Here is a 12713-nt window from a genome sequence, read left to right as displayed (position 1 = left end):
GCTGCCGCCACAGTCGGGCCGGGCCGCCGGGCCGGGCCGCCCCCTCGAGCGGCGGTCAGTCCGCGCCGAGCCCCTCCCGGAGCGCGTCGAGCTCGTCTCGGACGCGCGCGGCGCCGTCGTGGTCCCCGAGGGCGGACAGGCACTGGTGCAGGCCCGTGAGCGCGCCGAGGCGCACGAGCGTGGAGTCGGTGGAGTCGCACACCAGGCGGAAGAGCGTCGCGGCCTGCTCGGGGCTGCCGTCCTCGGCCACCACGTAGGCGGCGAAGAGCTCGGCCTGCGCGGCGCCCTCGCGGTCCCCGGCGGCCGTGAACAGGTCGGCGGCCTGCAGCGCGGTGGCGATCGCCTCCGGCCCCCGCTCGAGCGACCACAGGGCCCGGGCGCGGGTGTCCGTGTAGTCGGCCACCTGCCAGTCGGCGCCGGCGTCCCGCACCAGGGCGAGCGCCTCCTCGAGGAGGTCGAGGCCCTCCGCCTGGCCGGACTCGCACAGCAGGTACCCGTGCGCGTGCAGCGCGGCCGGCAGCACCGCCGGGTCCTCGTCCACCGCCTGGCGCGCGGCCGCGACCGCCCGCTCGAACAGGTCGAGGGCGGAGGGCCGGGTGCGTTCGTCGCGCTCGCGGTTCACGAGGGCGCCGGCGGCCAGGAGCGTGCGCGCGGCGTCCTCCCACTGGCCGTGGGCCTCGAACAGGCCGGCCGCCTCCCGCCACAGGGGCAGCGCGTTCTCGGCGCGGTCCTGGTCGTGGTGGGCGTGGCCGAGGTCCACGAGGGCGCGGGCCTGCTCGACGTCCCGGCCGTGGGTGGCCTCGCGGCGCACCAGCCGGGCGAGCAGGGGCTCGGCCTCGTCGGCGCGGCCGGCGAGCACGAGCTGGTGCGCCCACCAGTAGCTCAGGCTCGAGGCCTCCGGCGCCTCGGCCTTCTCCGCATGCACGGAGGCCAGCTCCCACGCGGCCACGGCGACCTCCTCGTACCCGTCGAGGTCGCCGGCCACGCGCCCGGCCAGGGCCGCCGCGGAGGCGGCGCCGCGCCGCAGCCCGACCGAGGCCATCCGCTCCGCCGCCTCGAGCGCCAGGTCGAGGGCCGCCGTCGGACGGTCCAGCTCGTGGGCGGCGATCGCCCGCACCGTGGTGGCGGAGGCGAGGACGGCCCGGGCGGCGGGCAGCGCGGTGACGACGGCGGCCGCCGCGTCCGCCTCGGCGTGCTCGCCCCGCCACAGGTGCAGGCGGGCGAGCAGCAGATGCGCGCTGGACCACGAGCCGGTGGGCAGCAGGGCACCGGCCGCGCGCAGCCCGCCCAGGACGGCGATGACGCGGCGGGCCAGCTCGAGCGCGGCGTCCAGGTCCCCGGTGTGCACGCGGTGCACGGCCAGGGCCAGGGCGGCCTCGGGCAGGACGGTGTCCCCGGGGTCCTCGCCGGGAGCGCCCGGCTCGTCCTCCACGACGCCGGCCAGCACCGCCGCCTCGACCGTGTCCGGGTCGCGCACGAGGGCGCCGCCGAGCTGGGACTCGAGCCCGGCCTGCCGGGGCCGGCCGAGGTGGCGCAGCAGCGCCGCCCGGGCCTCCACCCAGCGGGTCAGGGCGGCCTCGTCCCCGACCTGGCCCGCGGCGACGGCGAGCGCCCGCAGCAGGGCGAGGCGGACGTCGTCCTGGCCGGGCCCGAGCGCGGCGAGACCGGAGTCGGCGAGGCGGGCGGACTCCCGGGGCTCGTCGCGCAGCGCGGCCTCGAGGGAGAGCTCCCACCAGCCTCGGGCGTCCAGGGCGGTCGGGGCGTCGGGCGCCGCGGTGCCGCGGGCCTGCCGGAGCAGGGCGCGCACCCGGTCCAGGGCGGCGTCGACGGCTGGCTCCACGGGGCCGCCGGAGGGGTCGTCCCGGCGGGGCGGGTCCTGCGGGGTGTCCACGGGCGCTGCTCCTTCCGGGGGTGGGACGGGTGGTCCTCCAGCCTAGGGCGCGGGTCGGTGGACCGTGCCGCTGTTCGCGGTGGGCGGTGCTCGTAGACTGGCCGGGCCGCGGCGTCGCCCGCCGCGGGCCGTCCCACCGCCGCCAGGAGCCCGCAGCCATGAGCACCACCCCCGCCGCCCCGGACGCCGCCGGAGCGCACCCCGCCGGCCCGTTCCAGACCCGCGCCGGCGCCTACGCCCTGATCGTGGACGGCGGCCGCGTCCTGCTCAGCTCGTGGCAGGGGCCCGAGTTCCTGCAGTGGACGCTGCCCGGCGGCGGCATCGAACTCGGCGAGAGCCCGGAGGAGGCGTGCCTGCGCGAGGTCTGGGAGGAGACCGGCCACACCGCCGAGCTCACGGGCCTGCTGGGCGTCACGACCGGGACGATCCCGGTGGAGAAGCGCCTGCGGGGCGAGCCGCTGCCCCTGCTCACCGTGCAGGTCCTCTACACCGCCCGCATCACGGGCGGCGTCCTGCGCCCTGAGGTCGGCGGATCCTCGACGGACGCACGCTGGTTCGACCTCGCGGAGCTCAGCGAGCTGCGCACCGCCTCCTGGGTCACCGAGGCGCTCGCCCGTGCCGGGGTGGACACGTGAGCCGCCCCGCCCACCGCCGCCCGACGGCCCTCGCCGCCTCCGCCCTCGTGCTGTCGCTGGCCCTGGGGGCGTGCGCGCGGCAGGCGGACGCCCCGCCGACGCCCTCCGCGTCAGGCACCCCGATCACGGTCGTGCACGGCGGCGAGGGCCTGGAGGGCGCCGTCGCGGCGGTCCTGGCCCGTCACCTGCGCCTGCACGGCCACGCCGTGGCGGACGAGGACGGCGTCGCCGTGGAGCAGTCGGCGTGGTCCGCCGCCGGCGGGGACACGGTCGCCGTCGTGGACACCCTGGCCCTGGCCACCGCCGCCGACCCCGCAGCGGCGCTGCCGTCCCCGCCGTCGCCGGCGTCGACGCCGACCGGGATGGAGGCCGGCCCGTCCACGGACGCCGTGCCCACCGCCTCGGCCACCGCCTCGACCGCCGCCCCGAGCCCCACCGCGCTGCCCGTCGGCGACCCCGCGGCCGACGCCCCGGCGGCCGGGCGCGTCCTGGAGACGCTGCTCGCCGGGCAGACGTCCGCGGCGGGGACACCGCAGGACGAGGCCCCGGCGGTGCTGTCCTCGTCGGCGGGCGTGCTGCGCCTGACCGCGGTCGTCACCCAGACCACCGCGGCCCGGCTCGAGCTCGAGTCGATCACGGACCTCAACGGCCGGTGCGAGTCGCTCACCGCCGTCGCACCCCCGCCCCTGACCGCCGCGGCGGATCCGGACGCGGCCACGGCCCTGCGCGCCCGCCTGGACCGGCTCGCCGGCTGCCGACCCGAGACCTGGCTGGCCGACACCGAGGACCCGAGCGCCGCCCTCGTCGCGGACGAGGCCCAGGTCGCGCTGCTGACCGACACGGATCCGGAGATCGACGCGAACACGCTCGTCCCGCTCGAGGACGACGGCCGCGTGCTCCCGGAGGGGCGGCTGACCGCCGTCGGCTCCGCCGCGACGCTGGATGACGACGCCGAGCGGCGCATCGCCGAGGTGATGTCCGCCCTCGACGGCGACGGTCTGCGGGAGCTCGAACGGCTCACCACGGGCGCCGACCCGCTTCCGGCCGCCGAGGCCGCGCAGTACTGGCTGGTGGACCATGGCCTGGAGGACGCGCCTGAGGACTGGTTCGTGCCCCGCGGCTCCTGGTTCTGAGCCCGCACGGAGGCGGGGTGCCGGCCCGCGTCGCACGAGCTCGACTGTGATGCACACCGCCCGGGGGGTGCCATGATGGGGGCATGCCCACCCCGCATCCCCGCCAGATCCGCCAGTCCGCCAAGCTGCTGAACGTCCGGTACGACGTGCGCGGCCCCATCCTGGAGGAGGCGCAGCGGATGGAGGCCGCGGGCCACCGGATCATGAAGCTGAACATCGGCAACCCGGCCCCGTTCGGCTTCGAGGCGCCGGACGCCGTCCTGGCGGCGATGCACCAGCACCTGCCGCACGCGCAGGGCTACTCGGACTCCAAGGGCATCTACTCGGCGCGCACCGCCGTCTCGCAGTACTACGAGTCCCGGGGCATCCGGGACATCGGCGTGGACGACGTGTTCATCGGCAACGGCGTCTCCGAGATGATCACGATGGTCCTGCAGGCCCTGGTCGACGACGGCGACGAGATCCTCGTCCCCTCGCCCGACTACCCGCTGTGGACCGGCGCCACCACCCTGGCCGGGGGCCGGGCGGTGCACTACCGCTGCGTCGAGGAGGAGGGCTGGGAGCCCGACCTCGAGCACATCGAGTCCCTCGTCACGGAGCGCACCAAGGGCATCGTCCTGATCAACCCGAACAACCCCACCGGCGCGGTCTACTCCCGCGCCGTGCTGCAGGGCATCGTGGACGTGGCCCGCCGCCACAACCTCGTCCTCATGGCGGACGAGATCTACGAGAAGATCACCTACGACGGCGCCCGCCACATCAACGCCGCCGGCCTGTCCGACGACGTGCTCACCCTGACGTTCTCAGGCCTGTCCAAGGCGTACCGGGTGGCGGGCTACCGCTCCGGCTGGGTGGCCGTGTCCGGGCCGAAGCACCGGGCCGCCGACTTCCTCGAGGGCCTGACCCTGCTGGCCAACATGCGGATGTGCGCCAACGTGCCCGCGCAGCACGCCATCCAGGTGGCACTGGGCGGCTACCAGTCCATCAACGACCTCGTCCTGCCCGGCGGCCGGCTGCTCGAGCAGCGCAACCTCGCCCAGGACCGCCTGAACGCCATCCCCGGCGTGTCCGTGCAGCCGGCCCACGGCGCCCTCTACCTGTTCCCGCGGCTGGACCCGGAGGTCTACGCGATCGACGACGACGAGGCGTTCGTCATCGAGCTGCTGCGGGCGAAGAAGATCCTCGTCTCGCACGGCGGGGCGTTCAACTACCCGCACAGCGACCACTTCCGGCTCGTCACGCTGCCCAGCGTGAAGGACCTGGACGTGGCCCTGGACCGCCTCGAGGACTTCCTCGAGGACTGGAGGGAGCGCCATGGCTGACACCCCGGCCACCGAGGCGGGCCGTCCCGCCCGTGCCACTGATGACGGCGTCTTCGGCGCCCCCGCCCGGGAGCTGTTCGCCGCCCGCCGCGGGGACGAGGTCCGGGGCCCGGCCGACGTCGACGCCGCCGCGACGCCCGGCTACGGCGGGGACAAGGCGAAGGGCAAGAAGGACCTGGCCGCGCGCGGCGCGGTGCTCGCCGACCTGCAGGAGCTGCTGTTCGCCCAGTCGGTGCGCGACGCGCCCGTGGGGGAGGTGCCGTCCCTGCTGGTGGTCCTGCAGGGCATGGACACCGCCGGCAAGGGCGGGATCATGCGCCACGTGATCGGGGCGATGGATCCGCTGGGCGTCCACGTGCACGCGTTCAAGGCGCCGACCCCGGAGGAGCGCGCCCACGACTTCCTGTGGCGCATCCGACCGCACCTCCCGCGGCCCGGCCTGGTCTCCGTGTTCGACCGGTCGCACTACGAGGATGTGCTCGTGCACCGCGTGCGCGGGCTCTCCCCTCTGGCCGAGGTGGAGGAGCGCTACGGGGCCATCCGCGAGTTCGAGGCGGCCGTGCGCGCCGCGGGGACACGGATCGTCAAGGTGATGCTGCGGATCTCGCCGGAGGAGCAGGCCAAGCGCCTGCTGGCCCGCCTGGACGACCCCACGAAGCACTGGAAGTTCAGCGAGAGCGATCTCGATGACCGCGCGTACTGGGACCAGTACATGGACGCGTACCGGATCGCGATCGAGCGGACGGACACCGAGGACGCGCCGTGGTTCATCGTGCCGGCGGACCGCAAGTGGTTCGCGCGGCTGGCGGTGCAGCAGCTGATCATCGAGACCCTGCAGGGGATGGGGCTGGACTGGCCGAAGGCCGACTTCGACGTCGCGGCCGCCCGCCGTCGCCTGCTGGCGGGCTGAGCGCCGCCGTCGTCGCGCTGGGCGGGCAGTGGTGGCCGGACCTTGCCGAGCACGGGGCCGCGGTGAGTCGATGTACGGACACCGGGCGCCGCAGAGGCGCTCCGGATCCGATCCGAAAGGTGGACCCATGACTGAGAACGCCAACCAGAATGCCCCGCTGACCGGCAAGACCGTCGCGTTCCTCGCGACCAACGGCGTCGAGCAGGTCGAGCTGACCTCCCCGTGGGAGGCCGTGATCGCCGCCGGCGCGACCCCCGTGCTCGTCTCGCCGGAGTCCGGCACCATCACCGCGATGCAGTCCGACTGGGATCACGGCGAGTCCTTCGACGTGAACACGACGGTGAAGGACGCCAAGGCCGAGGACTTCGACGGCCTCGTGATGCCGGGCGGCACCCTGAACGCGGACGCCATGCGCGTCAACAAGGACGCCCAGGCGTTCGTGCGTGCCTTCTTCGAGCAGCACAAGCCGGTGGCGGCCATCTGCCACGCCCCGTGGACCCTGATCGAGGCCGGCGTCGTGGAGGGCCGCCGCCTGACCAGCTACCCGTCCCTGAAGACTGACCTGAAGAACGCGGGCGCCCAGTGGGTGGACGAGGAGGTCGTCGTGGACAACGGGCTGACCACCTCGCGCTCCCCGGACGATCTCGACGCCTTCAACGCCAAGGTCGTGGAGGAGCTGAGCGAGGGCAAGCACGAGGACCAGACCGCCTGACCGACGTCGGGCGCGAGTCGCGTGGGGGCGGGGGCCGGTGGCCCCCGCCCCCACCGTTTCCCGAACGAAAGCGGGGCGGAGGCCGCCGTTTCCCGAACGAAAGTGGGGGGGGCGTGGTCAGTCGACGTCGGGGGCGGCCTCGCCGCGCACCTGGTCGAGGCGGGCGCGGGCGCCGTCCAGCCAGGCCTGGCAGCGGTCGGCCAGCGCCTCCCCGCGTTCCCACAGGGCCAGGGACTCCTCGAGGCCGGCGCCACCGGCCTCCAGCCTCCCCACGGTCTCCATCAGCTCGGCGCGCGCCTGCTCGTAGCTCATCCGGGCCACGTCCGAGACGTCCGCGGAGGTGAAGCCCTCCACGCCGCTCGGGCGGCCCGGGTCCTGCGTCTGCTCCATGCCCTGCTCACTCATGCCTGTCGTGTCCTCTCGTGGGATGGGGTCGGGGTGGGCCGATGCGTCGCGACGACGTCCGCGGCGATCCGTCCGACCGCCACGAGGATGTCGAGCCGGTCGTCCGGGGCGACCTGGTCCGCGTCGCGCACGACCTGTCCGGCGTGCTGGACCACGGCGTAGCCGCGGTCCAGGGTGCGCTGCGGGGACAGGGCGCGGACGCGGGCGCGCAGCTGCGTGAGTGCGTCCTCCTCGCGGACGAGCCGGTGGCCCAGGGCGGACCGGCCGCGCTCGCGCCACCGGTCCGTCTCCTCCTGCCGGGTGTCCACCATCACGTGCGGACGGGCCAGCACGGGCCGGGAGCGCAGGGCCGCGAGCCCCTCGGCCTCGGCGCGCACGCGGCGCTCGACGGCCGCGGCCAGCCGCAGGCGCGCGTCGGCGAGTCCCGCGGCCTCCTGGGCCGCGTCCGGGACGATCCGCTTGGCCGCGTCCGTGGGCGTGGAGGCGCGCAGGTCGGCGACGTCGTCGAGGACCGGGCGGTCCGCCTCGTGGCCGATCGCCGAGACGACGGGCGTGCGCGCCACCGCCACGGCACGCACCAACGCCTCGTCCGAGAAGGGGAGCACGACCTCCTCGAGCGCCCCGCCGCCGCGGGCGATGACGATGACGTCCACGGTCGGGTCGGCGTCGAGCTCGGCGAGCGCGGCGGCCACCTGCCGAGGGGCCTCGGCGCCCTGCACGGCGACCTCACGGATCTCGAACTCGGCCGCGGGCCAGCGCAGCAGCGTGTTGCGCAGCACGTCCTTCTTCGCGTCCGAGTCGCGGCCGGTGATGAGCCCGATCCGGTGGGGGAGCAGGGGCAGGGGTCGTTTGCGCGCGGGGGAGGTCAGCCCCTCCTCGGCGAGGGCCCGGCGCAGCAGCTCCACGCGGGCCAGCAGATCGCCGAGGCCGACCGGGCGCATCTCCTGTACGTTCATGGACAGGCGCCCGGCCTTGAGCCAGAAGTTCGGCTTCACGCGCGCCACCACGCGGGAGCCCTGCTGGACGGTCCCGTCCAGGGTCGTGGCGACGTTCCGCCAGGCGGTGAGCGGCAGGGAGACCTCCTCCTCGAGGTCCCGCATGGTCATGTAGACGTTGCCGCGGTTGTTCTTGAACTCGATGAGCTGGCCCTCGATCCACGTGGCGGGCGCGCGCTCGATGTGGGCCTTGAGGTTCTCGGAGAACCGGCGCAGGGGCCACGGCCGCTCGGCGGAGGTCTCGCCCGCGCGGGCGGGCGCCGAGCCGGGCACGTCCGACGCCGCCGGGGCGCCCTCGGTCACGGGCTGGTCCATCCGGGTCCCTCCTGTCCGCGCCCGGTCCGCCCGGGCACGGGCCCACCGTACCGCCCTCGCCGGACGCGCAAGACGGCGCCCGGGCGTCCCCCGGGGCCGCCGCCGGACCGGTCGGGTGCTCAGACCGGGGAACATCCGGCCGGGATCAGTACGCTCGACGGGGTCGGAACGGAACGGAAAGGACCTCATGCGCACCACCCTCAGCTTCCTCGTCGCGGCCCTGGCGGGCCTGCTGGCGGTGCTCGCGACGGCCGGTGCCCTCGTCGACGAGGCGACGCACCGCCCGGAGCTGCTGCGCGGGGTGACGGAGCAGGTCGCGGTGGACCCCGAGGTCCGCGCCGCCGTGCCGGGGGTGATCGACGACGTCGTGCACGACGCCATCCCCGAGCAGGTGCCCGGCCCGCTGGCCCAGGTGGCCGAGGACCTGCTGCGCCCGCTGGCCCAGCGCGTGGCGGACGACCCGCAGGTGGTGCAGGGCTGGTCCGACACCGCTGACGAGGCCCGGCGCGCCTGGCTCGCCCAGCTCGAGGACCCGCAGGGCGCGGACGAGCCCGGCTCGGGCGCGGACGTGACCATCCCGTTCGGTCCCGTCGCACAGTCCGGGATCACCGCCGCCCTGGGCGACATCGAACGTGACCTGCGCGAGGACCGGTTCGACCTGCCCGGGCAGGCGCTGCTGGAGACGATCGCGGGCGCGGACGTCGGCGACTGGGCCGCGGACACGCTGCTGGCACCCCTGTACGACCGCGCCGCGGACCTGCGGGACAGCACCGCGCTGCGCATGGACGCGCGCATCGACGCCCTGGCCGGCACGGATCGGGCCACCGTGCACCGCTGGGTGGACGCCTCCGCGCACTGGCGTTGGGCTGCCGCCGCCTCCGTGCTGGCGCTCGTGGGCGCCCTGCTGCTCGCCCCCCGAGGGCGGCGGGGCCTCGCCGTGGCCGTGGCGGGTGCGGTCGCCCTGGCCGGCGGACTGATCGGCGGCGCCCGCCTGGGTCCGGACGCGGTCCACCTCACGGCACCCGAGGGGGCCTCCCCCGGGGTGGCCGCGTTCGTCCAGCAGATGGAGGAGGCCGCCCGCCCGGCGTTCGCGGCCGCCGTCGCCCCCTACCCCCAGACCCTGACCACCCTGGGCTGGATCGTGCTGGCCGCGGGCCTGCTGCTGGCCCTGGCCGAGCTGTGGGTCGCTCGGCGTGGCCGGGTCCGTGCCGCCCGGGCGGACGGTCCCCCCGCGGTGGGCCGCTCCCACACCGCCGCCGACGTCACGTCGCGCTGAGCCCGCGGCGAAGCCCGGGCCCGGTCTGCGTCCCGGCCGATAGCATGGAGGGCATGTCCGCTCCCTCCGTCTCCGCCCGTCCGTCCGCCGTCGGCCTCGGGATGCCGCAGGTCCCGCGCGTTCGTCGTTCCCGTGAGGAGGTGGAGGCGGCCGCGCCCGTGTCCGGTGAGAAGCGCGTGCTGCTGGCCGCCCCCCGTGGCTACTGCGCCGGCGTGGACCGTGCCGTCGTCGCCGTCGAGAAGGCCCTCGAGCACCACGGCGCCCCCGTGTACGTGCGCAAGGAGATCGTCCACAACCGGCACGTCGTGGACACCCTGACCGAGCGCGGCGTGGTGTTCGTTGACGAGCTGGACGAGGTGCCCGAGGGCGCCCTGACCGTGTTCTCCGCGCACGGCGTGTCCCCGGCCGTCGTCGAGGAGGCCGCCCAGCGCAACCTGCGCACCATCGACGCCACGTGCCCGCTCGTGACCAAGGTGCACCGCGAGGCCGTGCGCTTCGCCAAGCAGGACAAGCGGATCCTGTTGATCGGCCACGACGGCCACGAGGAGGTCGAGGGCACGTTCGGCGAGGCGCCCGAGCACACCACGGTGATCAACGACGTCGCCGAGGCCCGCACCGTCCAGGTGGAGGACCCGGACAACCTGATCTGGCTCTCCCAGACCACGCTCTCCGTGGACGAGACCCTCGAGATCGTCTCCGTGCTGCGCGAGCGGTTCCCGAACCTGCAGGACCCGCCCTCGGACGACATCTGCTACGCCACCTCCAACCGGCAGGCGGCCATCAAGTCGATCTCGCCGGAGTGCGACCTGGTGATCATCGTGGGCTCGGCGAACTCCTCGAACTCGGTGCGCCTCAAGGAGGTGGCCGCGGAGTACGGGGCCTCCCGCGCCGAGCGCGTGGACTTCGCCAACCAGGTGGACGAGTCCTGGTTCGAGGGCGTGGCCACCGTGGGCCTGTCCTCGGGCGCGTCCGTGCCCGAGGTGCTGGTCCAGGAGGTGCTCGCGCTGCTGGCCGAGTACGGCTACGGGCAGGTGGACGAGGTGGTGACCGCCGAGGAAGACATCATCTTCTCCCTGCCCAAGGAGCTGCGCGCCGAGATGAAGCGCGTGGGCGACGACGGGCGCGCCCTCGGCGGACGCCGCCGCGCCGCCGAGGCCTGAGCGCGCCCCTCGTCTCCTCGCTGAGGCCCGCAGACTCGCCGTCACGACGCCGGCGAAGCGGCGAGTCTGCGGGCCTCGGCGTGCCCGGGCCTCAGCGTGCCGGGCCGGCGGGTGGTCAGGACTCAGAGTCCGAAGACCCAGACGAGCAGGGTCATCGACGCGATGGAGATGAGCACGGCGGCGATGATGTTCAGCCACACGCCGCCCTTCACCATCTGGCCGATGGTCACATAGCCGGAGCCGTACGCGATGGCGTTCGGCGGGGTGGCCACGGGCAGCATGAACGCGCAGGTCGCGGCGAGGGCGACGGGCGCGGCCAGCATGAGCGGGGCGACGCCGGTGCCCAGGGCCACGCCGGAGGCGACCGGCAGGAACGTGGCCGCGGTGGCCGTGTTCGAGGTCATCTCGGTCAGTAGCAGGATGCCGACGGAGGCGATCACCACGAGCACCCACACGGGGATGTCACCGAAGCCCTTGACCTGCTCACCGAGCCACGTGGACAGGCCCGACTTGGAGAACTGACCGGACAGGGCCAGGCCGCCGCCGAACAGCAGGAGCACGCCCCACGGCAGGTCCTTCGCGGCCTCCCAGTCGAGGAGGCGCACGCCGCGCCCGGCCCCGCCACCGGCCGGCAGGAGGAACAGGATGAGTCCGACGACGATGGCGATGGCCGCGTCCGAGAGCAGCGGGGACTCCAGGTCCAGGACGTATTCGGAGATCAGCGGCACGGTGATCCAGGCCAGCGCGGCGAGGACGAAGACGGCGAGGACCTTGGCCTCGGGGGCGCTCATGCGGCCGAGGCGGGCCAGCTCGGTGGCGATCAGGTCGCGGCCGCCGGGGACCTCGTCGATCTCCGGGCGGAACAGCACGCGGGTGAGCAGGAACCAGCACGCGAAGAGCAGCACGACGGCGATCGGCACGCCGACCAGCATCCACTGGCCGAAGCCGATCTGCACGCCGTGCTCGGCGGCCATGTGGCCCGCGAGCAGGGTGTTGGGCGGGGTGCCGATGATGGTGCCGAGCGAGCCGATGGACGCGGCGTACGCGATGCCGAGCATGAGCGCGGTGCCGAAGTTCGACTTCGTGAGGGAGCGGATCTCGGCCTGCGTGGGGGCCTCGCCGGCCGCGGATGCGGGCGCGGCGGGGCGGTCGACCTGGTCCGCTCCCTCGTCCGCAGTCAGGGCGCCGTCCGTGCCGTAGCGCTGGACGAGCACGAGGATGGACACGCCGATGGGGAGCATCATCACGGCGGTGGCGGTGTTGGACACCCACATGGAGATGAACCCGGTGGCGATCATGAAGCCCAGGATGAGATTCACGGTCCTGGCGCCCATGAACGTCAGGACGCCGAGCGCGATGCGCCGGTGCAGGTTCCAGCGCTGCATGGCCAGGGCGAGCATGAAGCCGCCCATGAACAGGAAGATGATGTTGTTGCCGTAGCTCGCGCCGACGGCGTCGAAGGTGATGCCGCCGTCGGACTCCTCGGCGGGCACGCCGAGCGGGAAGACGACGAGCGGCAGCAGGGCGGTGGCGGGGATGGGCAGGGCCTCGGTCATCCACCACACGGCCATGAGCACCGCGGTGGCGGCGACGAGGCGGGGCCAGACGCCGAGGTCGCCCGGCATCAGCAGGAACAGGGCGACGGCGAGCAGGGGGCCGACCACGAGGCCGATGATGCGCTTGACGTTCTCGCCGCCGGGCAGCGGCTCGTCACGCATGCCCGGGGAGAGCTCGTGTTCGAACTCCTGGGCGGCCGCTCGGGGGTCGAAGCGGGAGACGTGCTCGTTGACGTTGCTCGGCGGGGGGAGTGGGCGGGACTCCATGGGGCCTCCTCTTCAGGTCAGGCCCTTGGCGCGGCCTGGCAATTCTCTGTGAGTTTCACGGTAGCAAGTGGCCCGGGACACGGAAAGACGACGTCGGGGCCGCGACGGCCCACCCGCCCGGCCCCCGTGCGGCCCC

Annotated in this window: 11 protein-coding genes; 7 read left to right on the top strand and 4 right to left on the bottom strand. The window is 74.8% G+C overall.

From position 1 onward, the window contains the following. Nucleotides 1-55: 55 nt before the first annotated feature. Nucleotides 56-1891 (bottom strand): hypothetical protein, encoded by a 1836-nt coding sequence (locus tag AC0VX2_RS08405; RefSeq protein ID WP_144820147.1) that lies wholly within the window; start codon nt 1889-1891, stop codon nt 56-58. A gap of 158 nt (nt 1892-2049) precedes the next feature. Here AC0VX2_RS08405 and AC0VX2_RS08400 point away from each other — a divergent pair, with 158 nt between their 5' ends. The 5 genes from AC0VX2_RS08400 to AC0VX2_RS08380 all read left to right on the top strand — a co-directional run bounded on the left by AC0VX2_RS08400 (nt 2050) and on the right by AC0VX2_RS08380 (nt 6603). Further along, the gene (locus tag AC0VX2_RS08400; RefSeq protein WP_036316610.1) at nt 2050-2526 is read left to right on the top strand and encodes an NUDIX hydrolase; all 477 of its coding nucleotides are present in this window, start codon (nt 2050-2052) and stop codon (nt 2524-2526) included. Beyond that, nucleotides 2523-3659, top strand: coding sequence for a glycine betaine ABC transporter substrate-binding protein (locus AC0VX2_RS08395; RefSeq protein WP_036316612.1), 1137 nt, complete (start codon nt 2523-2525; stop codon nt 3657-3659). The genes AC0VX2_RS08400 and AC0VX2_RS08395 overlap by 4 nt, the downstream gene beginning before the upstream one ends. Before the next feature lie 83 nt (nt 3660-3742). Beyond that, nucleotides 3743-4981, top strand: a complete 1239-nt coding sequence (locus tag AC0VX2_RS08390; protein WP_036316613.1) for a pyridoxal phosphate-dependent aminotransferase — start codon at nt 3743-3745, stop codon at nt 4979-4981. Continuing rightward, a complete protein-coding gene (locus AC0VX2_RS08385; RefSeq protein WP_036316615.1) occupies nt 4974-5891 on the top strand; it encodes a PPK2 family polyphosphate kinase in 918 nt (305 codons plus the stop codon). Before AC0VX2_RS08390 ends, AC0VX2_RS08385 begins: the two co-directional genes overlap by 8 nt. Before the next feature lie 127 nt (nt 5892-6018). Beyond that, on the top strand, nt 6019-6603 hold the full coding sequence (locus tag AC0VX2_RS08380; RefSeq protein WP_010080458.1) for a type 1 glutamine amidotransferase domain-containing protein: 585 nt from the start codon (nt 6019-6021) through the stop codon (nt 6601-6603). A 117-nt stretch (nt 6604-6720) separates the two neighbouring features. Here the strand turns inward: AC0VX2_RS08380 and AC0VX2_RS08375 are convergent, their stop codons facing one another. Continuing rightward, nucleotides 6721-7008, bottom strand: a complete 288-nt coding sequence (locus tag AC0VX2_RS08375; protein ID WP_043281217.1) for an exodeoxyribonuclease VII small subunit — start codon at nt 7006-7008, stop codon at nt 6721-6723. After that, complete coding sequence (xseA, locus tag AC0VX2_RS08370; RefSeq protein WP_221846258.1) at nt 7005-8318, bottom strand: exodeoxyribonuclease VII large subunit; 1314 nt, start codon at nt 8316-8318, stop codon at nt 7005-7007. The genes AC0VX2_RS08375 and xseA overlap by 4 nt, the downstream gene beginning before the upstream one ends. 187 nt (nt 8319-8505) lie before the next feature. Here xseA and AC0VX2_RS08365 point away from each other — a divergent pair, with 187 nt between their 5' ends. Continuing rightward, nucleotides 8506-9594, top strand: a complete 1089-nt coding sequence (locus AC0VX2_RS08365) for a hypothetical protein (RefSeq protein ID WP_036340353.1) — start codon at nt 8506-8508, stop codon at nt 9592-9594. Between the two features lie 53 nt (nt 9595-9647). Continuing rightward, on the top strand, nt 9648-10754 hold the full coding sequence (locus tag AC0VX2_RS08360) for a 4-hydroxy-3-methylbut-2-enyl diphosphate reductase (protein WP_036340356.1): 1107 nt from the start codon (nt 9648-9650) through the stop codon (nt 10752-10754). Nucleotides 10755-10876: 122 nt separating this feature from the next. Here the strand turns inward: AC0VX2_RS08360 and AC0VX2_RS08355 are convergent, their stop codons facing one another. Next, nucleotides 10877-12577 (bottom strand): SLC13 family permease, encoded by a 1701-nt coding sequence (locus tag AC0VX2_RS08355; RefSeq protein ID WP_475432549.1) that lies wholly within the window; start codon nt 12575-12577, stop codon nt 10877-10879. Nucleotides 12578-12713 lie beyond the last annotated feature (136 nt).

Source organism: Micrococcus sp. iso_239 (genome assembly GCF_056173395.1).
Note: the sequence above shows the minus strand (reverse complement) of the source record. Positions and strands in the feature narration are given on the sequence as shown.

Excerpts from the sequence above, each read along its gene's own strand:
- AC0VX2_RS08400 (WP_036316610.1), top strand. The coding sequence starts at position 2,050 with ATGAGCACCACCCCCGCCGCCCCGGACGCCGCCGGAGCGCACCCCGCC.
- AC0VX2_RS08390 (WP_036316613.1), top strand. The coding sequence starts at position 3,743 with ATGCCCACCCCGCATCCCCGCCAGATCCGCCAGTCCGCCAAGCTGCTG.
- AC0VX2_RS08385 (WP_036316615.1), top strand. The coding sequence starts at position 4,974 with ATGGCTGACACCCCGGCCACCGAGGCGGGCCGTCCCGCCCGTGCCACT.
- AC0VX2_RS08380 (WP_010080458.1), top strand. The coding sequence starts at position 6,019 with ATGACTGAGAACGCCAACCAGAATGCCCCGCTGACCGGCAAGACCGTC.
- AC0VX2_RS08375 (WP_043281217.1), bottom strand. The coding sequence starts at position 7,008 with ATGAGTGAGCAGGGCATGGAGCAGACGCAGGACCCGGGCCGCCCGAGC.
- xseA (WP_221846258.1), bottom strand. The coding sequence starts at position 8,318 with ATGGACCAGCCCGTGACCGAGGGCGCCCCGGCGGCGTCGGACGTGCCC.
- AC0VX2_RS08365 (WP_036340353.1), top strand. The coding sequence starts at position 8,506 with ATGCGCACCACCCTCAGCTTCCTCGTCGCGGCCCTGGCGGGCCTGCTG.
- AC0VX2_RS08360 (WP_036340356.1), top strand. The coding sequence starts at position 9,648 with ATGTCCGCTCCCTCCGTCTCCGCCCGTCCGTCCGCCGTCGGCCTCGGG.
- AC0VX2_RS08355 (WP_475432549.1), bottom strand. The coding sequence starts at position 12,577 with ATGGAGTCCCGCCCACTCCCCCCGCCGAGCAACGTCAACGAGCACGTC.